Below are 15,402 nucleotides of genomic sequence, written 5' to 3' on the forward strand. Positions count from 1 at the left end.
TTTGATGTTCAAAGCTTACCGTGTTTATTTTGGACTTTCGCATAGGGGGTATGAGGTGACTAGGGAAATACTTTTATATGATGATAGTGCATTCATAGAGCTGAAGGACGATAAAAAGCCAATTATTCTGTGGGAGGAGAAGCAGAAGGAGATAGTTACAAGCGTAGTTGATTATAACTTGGACACGTTAGATACATTAATACGGAAGCAAATGATTGATCTTAAGCCTAAATACCAACGGAGATTTAGATGGGATGATCTAAGAAAGTCAAGGCTTATAGAGTCATTGTTGATGAATGTTCCTATACCACCTATATTTCTAAATGAGGACACTTATGGAAAGTATAGTGTGATTGATGGGAAACAGAGGTTAACCGCGATATCCGACTTCTTGAATGACCGCTTCGATATCAAAGGTTTATACGTCTTCTCTGAACTGAATGGTAAGAAATTTTCCGAGTTTCCTGAAGATCTGCAAACGGTGATTACCACTCGACCGACATTGCGCGCGATAATCATCTTACGTCAATCGGATCCTGATATTAAATTTGAGGTATTTGAAAGACTTAATACTGGGGGCGTCAAATTAAACGCGCAAGAACTTAGGAACAGTACATTCACTGGATCATTAAACGATCTTATTTTAGACCTCAGCGAAGATGCAAAATTCCATAGATTGTTAAGGATCACGGCCAAAAGCAAATCTACAATATATAAAGAAATGAAGGATGCCGAACTTGTACTCCGATTTTTCACATTTGTTGACAACTGGAAAAAATTCAGAGGTGGTGTGGCACGGACGATGGATGAATATATGGCTGAATTTAGACATTTGGATGATCAAAAAATTGAATCTATGAGGAGGAGATTTATTGAGAGTGTCAATAAGATTGAAATTGTATTTGGTGAAAATGCTTTTCGAAGGTGGAATCAGTCCACGGGGAAATGGAGGGCACCGATAATTGCCGCTTTGTACGATGCACAAATGATTGCGGTTGATAAGTTTCCATTAGAATATTTAGAAGATAATCGTGAGAAAATCGTCCTTGGTATGCAAGATCTCTTCAACGATGTCGATTTTCAAAAGAATATTAATGCTGCAATACCATCTTACTTCATCGAGAGGATCGAACGTGTCATTGATATGATTACTGAGGCTGGTTAGATAGATGGGTGCTGCTGCATCTCTACGCGAGGGCATCGCATTGGTTGACGCTCTAATTGGTTTAGAAAATACACATCAAGATCCGCCTCCTATGGCCGATATTGAGAAAGTAGCAGCACTGCGCGGTGCCGCCGTTGTACTTACGGTAGCAGCATTTGAAGATTATGTAAAACTACGTGTTCAAGAGGCGGTAAAATACATAAATACTCATATGTCCGACCATAGGACATATGACTTTAAAAGACTGCCTATAAAACTCTTAACAAGCCACTATTTTCTTACATTGCAATACGCGACAAGGGGAAATGGATACGATGGAAAGAAGAGGGAAGATAGAATAGATGATATCCACACGGCGGCCATAGATATTGCAGCCAACCGGCTTGATCCTTTGGCATTTTCTAATACAGGCGGAAATCCGAATCCTGATACTGTCAGTGAAATGCTGAAGAACTTGGGAATCATTGATCCTTTCGCTCAAATCAAGCCAATTTATGAAACTATTACAACTACGCCGGTGGCAGAAACTTATATTAAAGATAAACTTGATTCGCTAATAAAAGTAAGGAATATCGTTGCCCATTCTGCTAAATCTGGTGGCATACCAAGAGCAGATGTGCTGCAATTTAGACAGTTCGCCGAAAATCTAAGCGAAGCTCTAAATACTTTGCTGGATAAACATTGTGAAGCAATTGTTCTTTCGGCTCAAAAACCATAGTTTTATTATTTATGCATAACTATTAAATTAGTTTTTGCTTAACATATAAAGACTGTCGATTTTAAGTATACCTTCGATGTGGAGTAAGATGATTAAGCGTTCGCTTCATAAACAAAATTCAGTGACATCCCAACGTTAACGCATGGCACCACAAACATCCCCTGCCTTCGGCATATTCCTCGCTCCAGCCTTCGCTGCTGCGGGTGTACAGGCGGGCGGCGCGGGTGGCTGCCCTAATCCTGCCCGGCCTGGGTCACACCTCGACGCCCCGGTAGATGTCATCCACGCGGAGCGTCACGCTCAAACATGGCAGGTCAACGCTCTCCTCGACCACCTCGATCTGCCAGTCGTCGCCCACGCGGCGGTGGAACTCGACGCCGCGCGCCTCGCTGTCCACGAGCAGGTAGCCCTGGAGGCTGCCTAGGCGGCGGTAGTCGCTGGCCTTGAACGACTCGTCCACGGCGCGGGTGCTGGCGCTCAGGATCTCCACGATCAGACATGGTGCGGTCTCGACGTCTCCGGTCGAATCCGGATCGCACACCACGACAATGTCCGGCAGGTAATACCGCGGTCTGCTGTCGCGGTACACGCGGACTTTCAGGTCGCTGACGTGCGTCCAGCATGAACCGTTGTCGGTCGCTGGCAGGAACACGCGTTGGATGTTGGTGGAGATGCGGTTGTGGGGTCGGCTCGCCCCAGCCTGGGCGTACACGAAGCCGTCCACGAACTCCCACTTGCCGTCGCGCGGCCCGTTCCAGCGGAGGTATTCCTCCTCGGTCATGGTGCGGAAGGCGGATTCCGTCATGGATTGAGTGTACCTGCGCTTCGTCCCTCCTTGGAACGCTCCTCAGCGACCCCGCTCGTTTCCCGTCCTGTACGCTGCGCCCCATGCTCCTGCCACCGGAAGAACCGGCCTTCGGGCCGTGGACGGCCATGCCCGCGACGTCGCTGCTGGAGTCGTGGCGGGCGAAGCTCCCCGCGCCGGGCCTGCGGCCGGGGGTGGTGGCGGTGGACGGGCGTGGGGGCAGCGGGAAGTCCACGTTTGCGGCGGCACTCGCGCGGGCGGTGCCGGGGGCGGCGGTGGTGCACACGGACGACCTCGCGTGGCACCACGCGTTCTTCGACTGGGCGAACCTGCTGCGGGATGGTGTGCTGGTGCCCGTCCACGCCGGACAGGCCGTGCAGTACCGGCCCCCGGCGTGGGACGCGCGGGGTCGCGAGGGCGCGGTGGTGGTGCCGGCCGGGTGCCCGCTGCTGGTCGTGGAGGGCAGCGGCGCGGCCCGGCGCGAGCTGATGCCGTGGACGGACGTGGTGGTGTGGGTGCAGACGGACACCGGACAGGCGAAGGCGCGGGCCATGGTGCGGGACGGGGGCACGCCGGAGGCCCTGACGTTCTGGGACGAGTGGATGGCCGAGGAGTTCCCCTTCTTTGCGCGGGAACGGCCGTGGGAGCGGGCAGACACGGTGGCGACGGGTGCGCCCGGGGTGGCCCATGATCCGGCGGAGCAGGTGGTGGTGTCCGCCGGGAGGTGAGGGCCGGGGCGTGCGCTCCGCCCGGGGTCGGAAGACCGCGGTCAGTCCTCGCTGCGGCCCACGCCGGGGCGGGGTGGCGTGGGCGTCTTGAGGTACGTCTGCCGTTTGAGGATGGCGTCGACGAGGTGCAGGATCGCGGCGTTCACCTGATCCTGCCGTCCGGCCGACGCGGCGATGGACGCGACGAGCGGCTCGATGCTGGCGCGCAGGGCGTCCGGCAGGTCGCTGGGCGGTGCGGGTGGGGGCGGGGGGAGGGGCGTGGGTTCGGGCCGGGCCTGCGCGAGGGCGTGCAGGGCCCCGGAGAGGTCGGCGAGCACGGGGCCCAGGGTGTGGCCCAGCGCGTCGGCGAGGGCCTCGGGCGGCGGGGCGGCGGGCGCGTGGCCGAGGCCCTGGAGGCCGCTGGCGATGTCGGCGAGCTGCGCGACCATGCGCTGCCCGGTGTCGGTGTCGGCGCTGCCCATGCGGCGGTGGCGCAGGTAGTCCGCCCGGATCTGCGCCCAGCGCTCGGCCTCCACGGGGGTCAGGGTGCCGCGCAGTTCGGCCAGCTTGAGCAGGTTCTCCTCCGCGCCGGTCGTGAGGAGCTGCGCCTCGCCGCGGTAGTGGTCGGTGATGAGCTGGTCGAGTTCCGCGTCGTTCATGACGGGGGAGACCTTCTCGGCGAGTTTGGTCATGTTGCGGTAGCTGCCCTGCAGGCGGAAGGGCGGTTCGGTGCGGTACGCGTCGGCCTGCGCGGCGCTGGCGATGTACGCGGCGTTCACGCGGGCCAGCACGTCGCGCACGCGGATCACGCGCTGCAGGGTGGCGATCAGTTCGGCGGCCTCGGCGGCGGAGTACGTGTGGCTCAGGGGGCGGCCGGTCGTGTCGCGGCCCAGCGCGCGGTCGACCAGGGTGTACACGTCGTTCAGGTCGCGGGTGGCCAGGGGGGCCAGGACGGGGTTGCTCGTCAGGCTGTTCTCGATGTAGCTGAGCAGGAACGCGTCCTCCACGCCGCCCAGCACGTCGCCGAGGTTGTAGATGTCGGCGCGGTTGGCGAGCATGTCCGGCACGCGGAAGACCTCGCCGGACTCGGTGTAGGGGTTGCCGGCCATGACGACCGCGAACTTGCGGCCGCGCAGGTCGTAGGTCTTCGTGCCGCCGCGCCACACGCCCTCGATGCGGCGGGTGCCGTCGGTCAGGGAGATGAACTTCTGCAGGAACTCCGGGTGCGTGTGCTGGATGTCGTCCACGTACAGCATGACGTTGTTGCCCATCTCCAGCGCGAGGTTCAGTTTCTCCAGTTCCTGCCGGCTGGTCGCGTCCGGGGCCTGCGCCGGGTCGAGCGAGCGCACCCCGTGCCCCAGCGCCGGGCCGCCAATCTTCATGAAGACGAGGCCCAGGCGGTTCGCCACGTACTCCATCAGGGTGGTCTTGCCGTAGCCGGGCGGTGAGATCAGCATCAGCAGGCCCATCAGGTCGCTGCGCTTGCCCTCCCCGGCGGTGCCCATCTGCTTGGCGAGGTTGTCGCCGATCAGCGGCAGGTACACGTCGTTGATGAGGCGGTTGCGCACGAACGACGTCAGGGGCCGCGCGCGGAACTCGTCCAGGCGCAGGGCCTCGCGCTCGTGGCGGATCACGTCCTGCCGGGCCGTGTGGAACGCGCGGAACGCGGGCACGAACTCGCGGCGGTGCACGTCCAGGCGGGCCAGGGTGTCGTCCACGGCCATGTCAAGCGTGCCGCCCACGATGCGGGGGTGTTCGGACAGCAGGCCCTCCACGCGGGCGTCCAGGGTCACGTCGCGGATCTCGTGGCGCAGGGCGTCGCCGCACAGCAGCAGCGCGGCGGCCTCCGGCACGAAGCGCGCGCGGGCCGCGAACTCGGGCGTGGCGGCCAGCGCGTCCAGCCAGTGCGTCACGAGCGCCCAGCGTCCGGCGGGGTCGCCCTCCAGTCCGGCCAGCGCCGCGCGGAAGCCGTCCCGCTGCCCCGCGGCGTCCAGGCGGGCCTCCAGCGCCGCGCGCAGCTCGGCGGCGGCGCGCGTGAAACCGATGACCGGCTGCGGCGCGTGCAGCTCGCCCACCAGGGACGCGGCGGCGTGGTGCACGTCGGCGGGCGTGTGCGGCAGGCCCCGCGCCCCAGCGTGGGCCGCGATGGCCGCGCCCAGGTCGGCGGTGGCGTCGTCCAGGGCGGAGGCGTGGCCGAACAGCTCGCGCATGGCGTGGGCGCTGGCGATCCGCGCGGCCCACGCGGCGTGATCGGCTCCGGGGTCGGCTCCCGGGTCGGCCCAGTACAAGGCGGCCAGGGCGCGGGCGCGGGGCGGCCACACCAGCGGGCCGGCGGCGCGGCGCAGCGGCAGCAGGGCCCGCAGGATCAGCGCGGCGTCGTGGTCGTGGATGCCGGTCTCGTAGCCCTCGCGGTAGCGCGGCGCGGCGAACTCGCGCATGGTGCGCGCCCACGCGGCCGGGTCGGCGCTCGCACGGGTCAGGGCGTCCACGCCCAGGCCGCCCTCGCCGGTCTCGGCGGCGCGCAGCAGCTCGCCCGCGAGGTACTCGGCGCGCGGCACCTCCGGCGACTCGGACTCCACCGTGGCTCCCCACAGCGCCCGCTGGCCGTCCAGGGCGGGGTTGCGCAGGGGTTCGAGGTACTCGGTGCCGGTCAGGTGCACCGCGAGGCCGTCCGGGCGCGGCAGCAGCGTCAGGTCGAGGGGCTGGGTGTTCACGCTGAAGCGGTGGCGCGGGCCCAGGCGGATCACCGCGCCGCCGCCCTCGAACAGCTCGGCGCGGTCGCGCTGGGCGCGCACGGCCTGGTCGCGCGCGGCGGTCAGGCGGGCCTCGAGGTCGTCGGCCTTCACGCTGTCCTTCAGGTCGCGCAGGCGGCCGGCGAGGTCGCGCAGCTTCAGGATCAGCGGATCGCCCGCGAAGAAGGCGTTCAGCTCGTCGGGCGTGCCCAGGCGCTCGGTGCGGCGGCCCAGGCCCTCCAGGATGCGCGCGGCGGCGTCGGCCAGGGCCTGCGCGCGGCGCTGGCGGTCGTCGAGCAGCGCCTGCCGGTGCGCGCCCAGCAGTTCCAGCGTCTCCTCGCGCTTCGCGAGGATGTCCGGCAGGAAGTCCTCGTGCTCGCCGAACTGCCCCTCCAGTTCCTCCAGCGTGACCAGCAGCCGCGCGAGCTGCTCGTCGGCGCGTTCGGGCGTGGTCGCCAGCGCCAGCGCGCCCGTCACCGCCTGCCCGTACAGCCCCAGCTGCGCGGCGAAGCCCGCCACCGCCTCGGCCGAGCCCAGGCTGCGGCGGCGCTGCTCGGTGCGGGCGCGCGCGCCGTTCACGCGGGCGTACAGCGCCGAGATCGTTTCCACGACCGCGGTGCGCTGCGTGGCGTCCTCGGCCGGCAGCGACGACAGCAGCTCCGAGAGGGTGTCGAGCTGCCCCGACAGCCGCCCCAGTGCCTCCAGCTCCGCCCCCAGCTCACGGGCCGTCCCGGCGGCCCCGGCACGGGCCTCCACGGTGCTCAGCTCCTCGCCCAGCGGCGCGAGGGCCCGGGGCCCCGCGAGGAACGCGCCGGTCGCCGCGCCCGTGCGCGCGTGGGCGTCCTGCACGGCGGCCGTCAGGGCGTCGATGGCGTCCGTGTCCACGTAGCGGCGCTCGCGCACCGTCAGCAGCCGGCCGCGCAGGGCCGACAGTTCCCCCAGCACGTCCACGAACTCCTGGATGCGCGTCCACGCCTCCGGCTGCACGCGCCCCAGCAGCGAGCGCTGCGCCGCCGTGACCTCCGCGAGCGCCGCCTCCGAGGCCGCGCGGATCGCCTGCACCTTCTCGAACTCGTCGAGCACCGCCTCGCCGGTCGCGGTGACCTCGTGCAGCAGCCCGCCCAGGTCGCCCACGTCGGGGGCGGTGAACCAGTGGTGCGTCTCGGGCAGGCGGCGCGTCGCGGCGGTCAGGCGGGCGTAGCGCTCGGCCGACACGTCCGGGTGCGCCATGCTCCGCGCGAGGTCGTACAGGTCGGACACGCCGCGCACGAGTTCCGCGTTGCCCACCCGGCCCAGGAACGTCGCGGCGGGCGGGCGCGCCGCGGCGAACTCGTCACTCACGAAGGGCGTGTGCCACACCTGCATCTGGTGCACGCGGGTGGCCTCGTCGCCCTCGGCGTGGAACAGCACCATGCGGCCGTCCGGCAGCGTGGCGCAGCCGTGCGCGAACAGCGGACTGCCCAGCTCGCGGCGGATCACGTTGTACACGAACAGCGCCGACCGCCCGCTCTCGCGCTCGTAGAATTCGTACAGCACGTCCTCGCCGTTCGGCGAACGCAGCGCCCGCCGGAACGCCATCCCCTGCATGGCCGCGTCGAAGGCGCGGTGCTCACCGCCCTGCAGGTAGTACCCGCCGGGGAAGATGATCCCGTGATCCTCCGGAAGCTGGATGCACGCCTGCGTGATCGCGTCCAGCCGCACCACCCGCCGCGTGACGGTGTTGTACACCAGCCCGCGCCACACCGTCTCGCGGTACGGCAGCACCCGCAGCAGGATCAGCGAGCCCACGCGCGCGTACTCGAAGCGGGCGTCGTCGAGCGACTGCGTGGTGTCCTCGACCGGCTCGGCGTAGATCCCCTGCCCGGTCTCGGTGTTGTTCTCGATCTTCACCGTCAGGTCGCCGCCGCTCGTCTCCACGAACAGCGTGTCCAGGATGTTCAGGTGCGGGTGCCGGCCGCTCACCTCCAGCTCGCGCCCGGCCCGCACCCACTCGAAGTCGAAGGGTGCGGGCGGCGCGAGCTCCCGCTCGCCGCGGGCGTCCACGTACGACGCGCCGCCCGCCGCCGGCAGCGACCAGCGGAACACCCGCATGTCGCTGCTGCGCGCCCCGATCTGGAACGCCGCGAGCAGCCACCCGCCCTGCACGGTCAGCTGCAGCAGCCGCGCGTCCTTGTAATACGCGTACAGCTCCTCGAAATCCCGCACGAAGGTGGGGTCGGCCAGGAACGACCCGGCCAGCTCCACCGGCTGCACGTCGTACCCGCCGTCCACCTCGACCAGGCGGTGCAGGGCGAACACGTCCTCCCGGCGCGTCTGCGCCTTGAGGCCCAGGAACACGTTGAAGCCGAAGCACAGCATGTCGCCCACGCCCACGATGTCGCGGCCCACGCTGTTGTGCTCGGTGCGGATGCGTACGCGGCCCGCCAGGGTCATGCCGCTGCGGCCGAACTCCGCGATCCGGCGGGCGTTCAGGTCGTCCGCCACGCCCTGCACCCGCTCGGCCAGGGCGCTCAGCCGCCGGCGCAGCACCTCGTACGCGCCGCCCTGCGCCACGGCCTGGTCGGTGGCGGCCTCGGGGGCGGGGGTCGCGGCGGGTGGGGCGGTCGGTTCGGTCATGGTGATCCTCGGGTGGGGGAGGGGCGGGAGCGGGGCGGGTCGGCCCGCCGGCCCACGGTCGGCTCCGCGGGCCGGGGATGGCCGGTCCTCAGCGCTGCTCGACCACGGGCCGGATCACGGTGGGCGGCGCGGGCGGCGTGGGCGCGTCGGCGGGCCTGGGGCTCACGCCCAGGTACGTCTCCAGCAGTTCCTGCACCAGCGGGCTCTTGGCGGTGAAGCCCTCGACGGCGCGGCCGAGCGACACGGCCTTGCTCAGCGCCTCGAACATGCCGCCCTCGCCGCCCACGAGGTCGATCTTCGCGCCGCGCAGGGCGCTGGCGATCACCTCGGCGTTCTCGCGGCTCACGGCCTTGTCGGTGTCCAGGGTCGCCAGGGCCTGCTCCAGGCTGGTCTGCAGCGCCATGCGGAACTCCTCGTGGCTGCGGGCCTCGGGGCTCATGCGGCCCATCGCCTCGAACTTCGCGGTCAGGCCCTCGGCCTCGGCGCTCATCTTGCGGCCGGTGGCGCTCGCCTCGGCGCTGCCCAGGGCCTCGGTGGCGGCGGCGCGGGCGCTGCCCATCTTCGCCTCGCCGTCGGCCTCGGCGGCCAGACGCTCGGCGAGCACGCGGGCGTCGGCGCTGCCCTGCTTGTAGTTCGCCTCGGCCTTCACCTCGATCACGCGCGCCTCGGCCGTCCCGACCTTCTCCAGGGCGCTGGCGTTCGCCTCCTGCACGAGCGCGGCGGCCAGTCCCGGCGCGGCCTGCTCCACGCGCACCGCGTCCGCGAGGATCTTCTTCGCCTCCGCCTGCCTGGACGCGGCGTCGAACTCCGCCTGGGCCAGGGTGGTGAGTTCCACGGCGCGGTGCTTCGCGGCGGCCTCGGCGGCCTCCGCGGCCTTGATCTGCTGGATCAGCACCTCCTGCGCGGCGGCCTCGGCGTCCATGACGCGCACCTGCTTGGCGCGGTCGGCGGCGCTCACCTCGCGCACCTCGTTGATGCGTTCCTCCTCCTGCGCCACGGTCTTGTCGATCGAGATGCGCTCGCGCGTGATGTTTGCCACGTCCATGACGCCCTGCTCGACGACCTTGTCGCGCTCGACCTCCTGCAGCTTGACCTCGCGGGCGGTCGTGACGGCCTCCAGCTGCGCGGCCCGCCGGACCCGCTCGGCCTCGATGGCGATGGCGCGCAGGCGGTTCTGCTCCGCGATCTCCACCTGCCGCTGGCGTTCCTGCTCGCGGATCTGCACCTGCTCGGCCGTGGCGATGCGCGCCTGCTCGGACACCAGCCGCTGTTCCTCGCGCACCTTCTCGGTCTCGGCGTGCTCGCGCGCCTGGATGGTCTCGATCTCGCGCTTCTGGCGGGCCTCCGCCTCCGCCTGCTGGCGTTCCAGGGCCAGGGTGGACTCGCGCGTCTCGACGTTCTTCTTCGTCATGGCGAGGTGCTGGTTCTGCGTGAGCTCGTTCGTGACCACGTTCTGCTGCGCGGTGAGCTGCGTGATCTTGCGGATGCCCTCGGCGTCCATGATGTTGTTCTCGTCCAGCAGCGCCTTGGGCGTCTGCTCCAGGTAGTCGATGGCGACGTCCTCGAGCACGTAGCCGTTCAGGTCGCGGCCGATCACGCTGATCACGGCGTCGCGGAACTCCTCGCGCTTGTCGAACAGCTCCGTGAACTCGAACTTCTTGCCCACGGTCTTCAGGGCCTCGCTGAACTTCGCGTTGAACAGCTCGTCCACGGCGGCGCGGTCGGACGCGCGGTTCGCGCCGATGGCCTTGGCGACCTTCAGGACGTCCTCGGTCGTCTCGTTCACGCGCAGGTAGTACGCGACCGTGATGTCCGCCCGGATGTTGTCCCGGCAGATCAGGCCCTCCTTGCCGCGCCGGTCGACCTGCAGTGTGATCAGGCTGATGCGCATGCTCTCGGCCTTGTACAGCACGGGAATGACCAGCGCGCCCGTGAAGCGCACCTTGGGCGTGGCGCTCAGGTCGTTCACGATCAGCGCGGTGCCCTGCTCGACCTTCACGTAGAACGCGCGCACGAGGCCGATCACGCCCAGCAGCACCACCAGCAGCACCGCGAGGCCGATCACGAAGGGCAGGACGAGGGACAGGTCAGGCATGGCAGCTCCTTGCAGGGGTGGGCTCAGGCGTCGAAACGGTCTTCGGAGGTCACGGCGTAGGTGTTCGTGGCGCGGTCGTGCGACAGGATCACGATCCGGTCGCCGCGCCGGGGGCGGTCCGGCGGCTGCGCGCGCACCTCCAGGATCAGGCCGGCCCCACCGTCCTCGACGGCCGCGCGGCCCGACGTCTCGTCCACGTGCGGCGAGGTCACGGTGCCCACCCGGCCCGCGAGTGGCCGCGCCGCCGGGGGGCTCACGCGGGCGGCCACGGCGCGCAGGGGCCGCAGCAGCGCGCGGGTCACGGCGGTCGCCACGGCCAGCGAGCCGAGCAGCACCGCGAGCCCCACGAGCGCCCGCGCGCTGCCGGACACGGCCGGCAGCAGCAGCAGGTGCGCGAAGTAGCTCGCCAGCCACCCGGACAGCGTCAGGGCGGTCAGCACGACCGACGCGGGCACGCCGCCCAGCCCGGCGCGGGCCAGCACGCCGGCGTCCTCCACGCCGCCGTCGTCGCCGGAGTGCAGCAGTCCGGCCGCGGTCAGGGCCCAGTACGCGCCGCACGCGGCGAGCAGCACGCTCCACAGCACGGTGGGGAAGGTCAGGACGGTGGTCAGGAAGGCGCTCACGGGTGCCGTCCGCGCGTGGACGGTGGGGTGATATGGTCGGCCTGCACGATAAATTCCTCCACTGGCACTCGGGTCACTATAGACAGACGTCGGGGCCTGGCGAGGCGCATCTGCGCGCCACCCGCCCGGCGTCCTCCGCTCAGGGATCACCCTACGATCCGGATTCTTTCGCTCCTCTCACGCGCGTCCGAGGTCACGGACCCGGACGCGCATGACCCGGATACGCCGCCATCTCGCCGAAGGTTGCGCCTGCACCATGCGAGCCGTCCGCACCCACCGGAGGCCCGCCGCGTATCCTGCCCGTATGGCCCGGAAACGTGGAGAGGACAGCTGGTATGCGGAACCCAAGCCCCCGGAGGTCTGCGTGCTGTGCGGCCGCGAGGCCCCGAACCTCACCGACCACCACCTCGTGCCCAAGTCGCAGGGCCGCCGCCAGGGCGTGAAACTGGGCGAGATTCCCACCGTGAAGATGTGCCCGGCATGCCAGGGCTACCTGAGCAAGACGTTCAGCAATTCAGAACTGGCGAACGAGCTGAACACCGTCGAGGCCATCCTGGCGCGCGAGGAGGTGCAGAAGTTCGTGAAGTGGGTGCAGAAGCAGCCCATGACCAAGGGCGTGCGGGTGCACTGACATGGGCCGTATGGAACGGTTCTCGCGCTACGAGTTCGCGCCGTGGCCGGATGACGCCCTGAGTGCCGCCGTGAACGCCCTTGCCCGGCCGATGGTCACGCGGCTGGAGCAGCGGTGGACGGACTCCCCGGCCCTGACAGTAGAGCTGTCTGACATGGATGCCCCGGAAGATGGGCGGCCGGTCGTGCGGCTGGAGTGGGATTCCTTCCAGGGTCAGATCTTCGCGCTGGAGGTCTTCGACGAGTTCTACAGCGGGCCGTACGCCCACGCCTATGCGTGGCGGCCGGGCACCGAACGCCGCTTCCTGCACGAGGTCGTGAACTTCCCGAACCCGTGGATAGAGGAGATCCTGGACGACAACCCGGCGGTGGGGGCGTTTCCGCCGTATGGCCCGCCCGTCGCGTCGCGGCCGGAGCCGCTGTCCGACAACCCGTCGTGGCCGGAGCCCACCGGTCGCTACTACCGGCCAGAGGATCAGGTCTCCGGTGGTCTGGATGTGGTGATCTCCTGGCCGGACGGCGAGGAGCCCGATCTGGACACCCTTCAAGCCCAGGCCCGCGAGATGCGCGAGCAGTGGGAGGCAGAACTGCGCAGCCGCCCCCGCTACCGCCACCTGTTCATCGCCTCCGACAGCGGCATGGTCGAGGTGCTGTGCGCCGGACTGCCGACGTGGACGCGGGTGGAGTGACGGGGCTGGGCACCGGCTGACCGCTCCACGATGTGCCGTCAGCGGTGAGCTGGACGACCAGTCTGCTTTACGGCAGAACCTGCCGGAAGTGCTCGACGGTCGGGAAGGGGTCGTAGAAGTGGTGGAGCAGCGCCCGCCATTCCTGATACCCGGCGCTGCCCCGGAAGCCGACGGTGTGATCCTCCAGCGTGTCCCACCACACCAGCAGCACGTACTTGTGGTCGTCCTCGACGCACTGCTGAAGCTCGTGACGCACGTAGCCCTTCATGCTGGCGATGATGTGCTGAGCGTGGGCAAAGGCGGCCTCGAAGTCGGCAGTCTGGCCGGGGCGGACGTTGAGCATGGCGATTTCGAGGATCATGGTCACTCCTTTCGGATTCGGGTACAGAGCATCAGCCCCGTGGCGTCGTCGAGGAACGCGCAGTGCAGGTCGGTGAGGGAGTTCAGGTCAGCCCGGAGCGCGTCCACCTTCTCTTGGTGTCCGTCGGGCCAGTTCGCCTGGGGCAACAGATCGTCGATAACGTAGATCCCGCCCGGTGCCAGTAGACTCAGCGTCTCATCCAGCGTCCAGAACTTGCCGGGCCACGTGTCCGCGAAGATCAGATCGTCGTGCTGCCCCTGGTGGGCGTGAAGCCAGTCCGTGCCGTCCTGCACGGTGAACGTCACACGTGGGTCAGTGCCCAGCAGGTTCCGGGCGGCGCGATCCATCCCGGCGAGCAGGTGCGCCGTGCCGAAGCCCACGCCCGTGCCCAGTTCGAGCATTCGTCCGGCTGGCTTGCTGGCCGCCAGCGTCCGGAGGATGGCGCTGGTGGCAGCGTCGCCACTGGCATCGAAGCCGAGCCGGGCGGCAGTGTGCCGGAATGGCGCGGTGTCGATCATCGTCTACGTCCTCCTTCAATGGAGATGGGCGGGAACCTGTGCCCCGCCCATGCACCATCAGCCGCGCCGCGGCGACCGATCCTCCATCCTCAGATCCGCCCCGGCGCGAAGTCGCCCTGCCGCCGCTCGGCCCCCATGCCGGCCACGATCATGTTCTGGATGCGCACCCACGCGCGGGCGCTGGCCTCGACGACGTCGGTGGCGACGCCGGTGCCGTGGAGAAGCGTCTCCCCGTGCCGGGCGCTGATGCTGACCTCGCCGAGGGCGTCCCCGCCGCTGGTGACGGCCTGGATGCGGTACGTCTCCAGGGTGGGGGTCAGGCCCGTGATCTTGTTGATGGCCTGGAACGCGGCCTCGACGGGGCCGTCGCCGTGCGCGGTGGCGTCCACGGGGCCGTCCGGGGTCTCCAGGCGCACGAACGCGACGGGGGTCATGTTCATGCCGGACGTGATCTGGAAGCCGTCCAGGGTGAAGGTCTGTGGGACGTCGCTGCGGGCGTCGACCAGGGCGCGCAGGTCGTCGGCGTAGATCTGGCCCTTGCGGTCGGCCATGTCCTTGAAGCGCGCGAACAGGGACTGCACCTTGTCGTCGGGCATGTCGGCGTAGCCCAGGTCGGTCAGGGCCTTGCGGAATGCGGCGCGGCCGGAGTGCTTGCCCATGACCAGCACGGCGGCCTCGCGGCCGACCATCTCGGCGTTCATGATCTCGTACGTCTCGCGGGCCTTAATCACGCCGTCCTGGTGGATGCCGGACTCGTGCGCGAAGGCGTTGTCGCCGACGATGGCCTTGTTCGGCTGCACCGGCATGCCGCTCAGGCGGGAGATCATGCGGCTGGCGCGGTAGATCTCGCGGGTGCGGATGCCGGTCTCGAAGCCGTACACGTCCCGGCGGGTGTGGAACGCCATGACGATCTCCTCCAGGCTGGCGTTCCCGGCGCGCTCGCCGATGCCGTTCACGGTGCACTCGATCTGCCGCGCACCGCCCTCGGCGGCGGCGATGGAGTTCGCGACCGCCATGCCCAAGTCGTCGTGGCAGTGGCTCGACAGGATCACGTGGGCGGGCAGTTCGCCCTTCAGGTAGGCGAACAGCTCGCGCATCTCCTTCGGGGTGGTGTAGCCCACGGTGTCCGGCACGTTGATGGTCGTCGCGCCGGCCTCCACGGCGGCCTTGAAGATCCGCACCAGGAAGGCCCACTCGCTGCGGGTGGCGTCCTCGGCGCTGAATTCCACGTCGTCGACGAAGGTGCGGGCGTACTGCACGGCCTGCACGGCGCGCTCCACCACGGCGTCGGGCTCCAGGTTCAGCTTCTTCTGCATGTGGATGGGGCTCGTGGCGATGAACGTGTGGATGCGCGGCTTTTCGGCGGCCTCCACGGCCTTCGCGGCGGCCTCGATGTCCGGGCGGCCCGCCCGCGCCAGCCCGGCGATGATCGGCCCGCGCACCTCGCGCGCGATGCGGCTCACGCCCTCCAGATCACCGGGCGACGCGATGGGGAAGCCCGCCTCGATGACGTCCACGCCCAGCCGCGCCAGCTGGTGCGCGATCTCCAGTTTCTGCGTGTGGTTCAGCGCCACGCCGGGTGACTGCTCGCCGTCGCGCAGGGTCGTGTCGAAGATGCGGATGCGTTCGGCTTGGGCAGGCGTGTCTTGCTGGGTCATGGTGGGCTCCTGTGCGGGGTGAGGGCGGCAAACGAAAAGCCCCGGAGGGGGCTCCTCCGGGGGGTTCAGACCATGCGCTCCTGGC

The 15,402-nt window shown here is 67.5% G+C and carries 12 protein-coding genes; 5 read left to right on the plus strand and 7 right to left on the minus strand.

Translation table 11 applies throughout. The annotated features are described in order from the left end of the window. Window positions 1-4 precede the first annotated feature (4 nt). A complete protein-coding gene (locus U2P90_RS07875; protein WP_322474482.1) occupies window positions 5-1,165 on the plus strand; it encodes a DUF262 domain-containing protein in 1,161 nt (386 codons plus the stop codon). 4 nt (window positions 1,166-1,169) lie between these two features. Beyond that, window positions 1,170-1,883, plus strand: a complete 714-nt coding sequence (locus U2P90_RS07880; RefSeq protein WP_322474483.1) for a HEPN domain-containing protein — start codon at window positions 1,170-1,172, stop codon at window positions 1,881-1,883. Between the two features lie 253 nt (window positions 1,884-2,136). On the opposite strand, the gene U2P90_RS07885 is transcribed toward U2P90_RS07880, so the two are convergent. After that, window positions 2,137-2,688: a Uma2 family endonuclease gene (locus U2P90_RS07885; protein ID WP_322474484.1), complete on the minus strand. Its 552-nt coding sequence runs from the start codon at window positions 2,686-2,688 to the stop codon at window positions 2,137-2,139. Between the two features lie 83 nt (window positions 2,689-2,771). Here U2P90_RS07885 and U2P90_RS07890 point away from each other — a divergent pair, with 83 nt between their 5' ends. Next, window positions 2,772-3,416 (plus strand): uridine kinase family protein, encoded by a 645-nt coding sequence (locus U2P90_RS07890; protein WP_322474485.1) that lies wholly within the window; start codon window positions 2,772-2,774, stop codon window positions 3,414-3,416. A gap of 41 nt (window positions 3,417-3,457) precedes the next feature. On the opposite strand, the gene U2P90_RS07895 is transcribed toward U2P90_RS07890, so the two are convergent. From U2P90_RS07895 to U2P90_RS07905, 3 genes are all read right to left on the minus strand, one after another. Then, entirely contained in the window at window positions 3,458-8,743 is a 5,286-nt protein-coding gene (locus U2P90_RS07895) for a DNA repair ATPase (RefSeq protein ID WP_322474486.1), read from the minus strand. 88 nt (window positions 8,744-8,831) lie between these two features. Further along, complete coding sequence (locus U2P90_RS07900) at window positions 8,832-10,838, minus strand: hypothetical protein (protein ID WP_322474487.1); 2,007 nt, start codon at window positions 10,836-10,838, stop codon at window positions 8,832-8,834. 23 nt (window positions 10,839-10,861) lie between these two features. Further along, entirely contained in the window at window positions 10,862-11,461 is a 600-nt protein-coding gene (locus U2P90_RS07905) for a hypothetical protein (protein ID WP_322474488.1), read from the minus strand. 304 nt (window positions 11,462-11,765) lie between these two features. Between U2P90_RS07905 and U2P90_RS07910 the strand changes: the two genes are divergently transcribed. Together U2P90_RS07910 and U2P90_RS07915 are read left to right on the plus strand one after the other, a co-directional pair. After that, a complete protein-coding gene (locus U2P90_RS07910; protein WP_295823259.1) occupies window positions 11,766-12,092 on the plus strand; it encodes an HNH endonuclease in 327 nt (108 codons plus the stop codon). 10 nt (window positions 12,093-12,102) lie between these two features. Then, window positions 12,103-12,780 (plus strand): hypothetical protein, encoded by a 678-nt coding sequence (locus tag U2P90_RS07915; RefSeq protein ID WP_322474489.1) that lies wholly within the window; start codon window positions 12,103-12,105, stop codon window positions 12,778-12,780. A 67-nt stretch (window positions 12,781-12,847) separates the two neighbouring features. Here the strand turns inward: U2P90_RS07915 and U2P90_RS07920 are convergent, their stop codons facing one another. The 3 genes from U2P90_RS07920 to U2P90_RS07930 form a co-directional block, all read right to left on the minus strand. After that, window positions 12,848-13,141: an antibiotic biosynthesis monooxygenase family protein gene (locus U2P90_RS07920; protein WP_322474490.1), complete on the minus strand. Its 294-nt coding sequence runs from the start codon at window positions 13,139-13,141 to the stop codon at window positions 12,848-12,850. Window positions 13,142-13,143: 2 nt separating this feature from the next. Beyond that, a complete protein-coding gene (locus U2P90_RS07925; RefSeq protein WP_322474491.1) occupies window positions 13,144-13,659 on the minus strand; it encodes an O-methyltransferase in 516 nt (171 codons plus the stop codon). A gap of 89 nt (window positions 13,660-13,748) precedes the next feature. Further along, the gene (locus U2P90_RS07930; RefSeq protein ID WP_322474492.1) at window positions 13,749-15,317 is read right to left on the minus strand and encodes a 2-isopropylmalate synthase; all 1,569 of its coding nucleotides are present in this window, start codon (window positions 15,315-15,317) and stop codon (window positions 13,749-13,751) included. Between the last annotated feature and the right edge of the window lie 85 nt (window positions 15,318-15,402).

This window comes from Deinococcus sp. AB2017081, assembly GCF_034440735.1.
GTDB lineage: Bacteria > Deinococcota > Deinococci > Deinococcales > Deinococcaceae > Deinococcus > Deinococcus rufus.

Coding starts and splice junctions, on each gene's coding strand:
- U2P90_RS07875 (WP_322474482.1), top strand. CDS start 5: ATGTTCAAAGCTTACCGTGTTTATTTTGGACTTTCGCATAGGGGGTAT.
- U2P90_RS07880 (WP_322474483.1), top strand. CDS start 1,170: ATGGGTGCTGCTGCATCTCTACGCGAGGGCATCGCATTGGTTGACGCT.
- U2P90_RS07885 (WP_322474484.1), bottom strand. CDS start 2,688: ATGACGGAATCCGCCTTCCGCACCATGACCGAGGAGGAATACCTCCGC.
- U2P90_RS07890 (WP_322474485.1), top strand. CDS start 2,772: ATGCTCCTGCCACCGGAAGAACCGGCCTTCGGGCCGTGGACGGCCATG.
- U2P90_RS07895 (WP_322474486.1), bottom strand. CDS start 8,743: ATGACCGAACCGACCGCCCCACCCGCCGCGACCCCCGCCCCCGAGGCC.
- U2P90_RS07900 (WP_322474487.1), bottom strand. CDS start 10,838: ATGCCTGACCTGTCCCTCGTCCTGCCCTTCGTGATCGGCCTCGCGGTG.
- U2P90_RS07910 (WP_295823259.1), top strand. CDS start 11,766: ATGGCCCGGAAACGTGGAGAGGACAGCTGGTATGCGGAACCCAAGCCC.
- U2P90_RS07915 (WP_322474489.1), top strand. CDS start 12,103: ATGGAACGGTTCTCGCGCTACGAGTTCGCGCCGTGGCCGGATGACGCC.
- U2P90_RS07920 (WP_322474490.1), bottom strand. CDS start 13,141: ATGATCCTCGAAATCGCCATGCTCAACGTCCGCCCCGGCCAGACTGCC.
- U2P90_RS07925 (WP_322474491.1), bottom strand. CDS start 13,659: ATGATCGACACCGCGCCATTCCGGCACACTGCCGCCCGGCTCGGCTTC.
- U2P90_RS07930 (WP_322474492.1), bottom strand. CDS start 15,317: ATGACCCAGCAAGACACGCCTGCCCAAGCCGAACGCATCCGCATCTTC.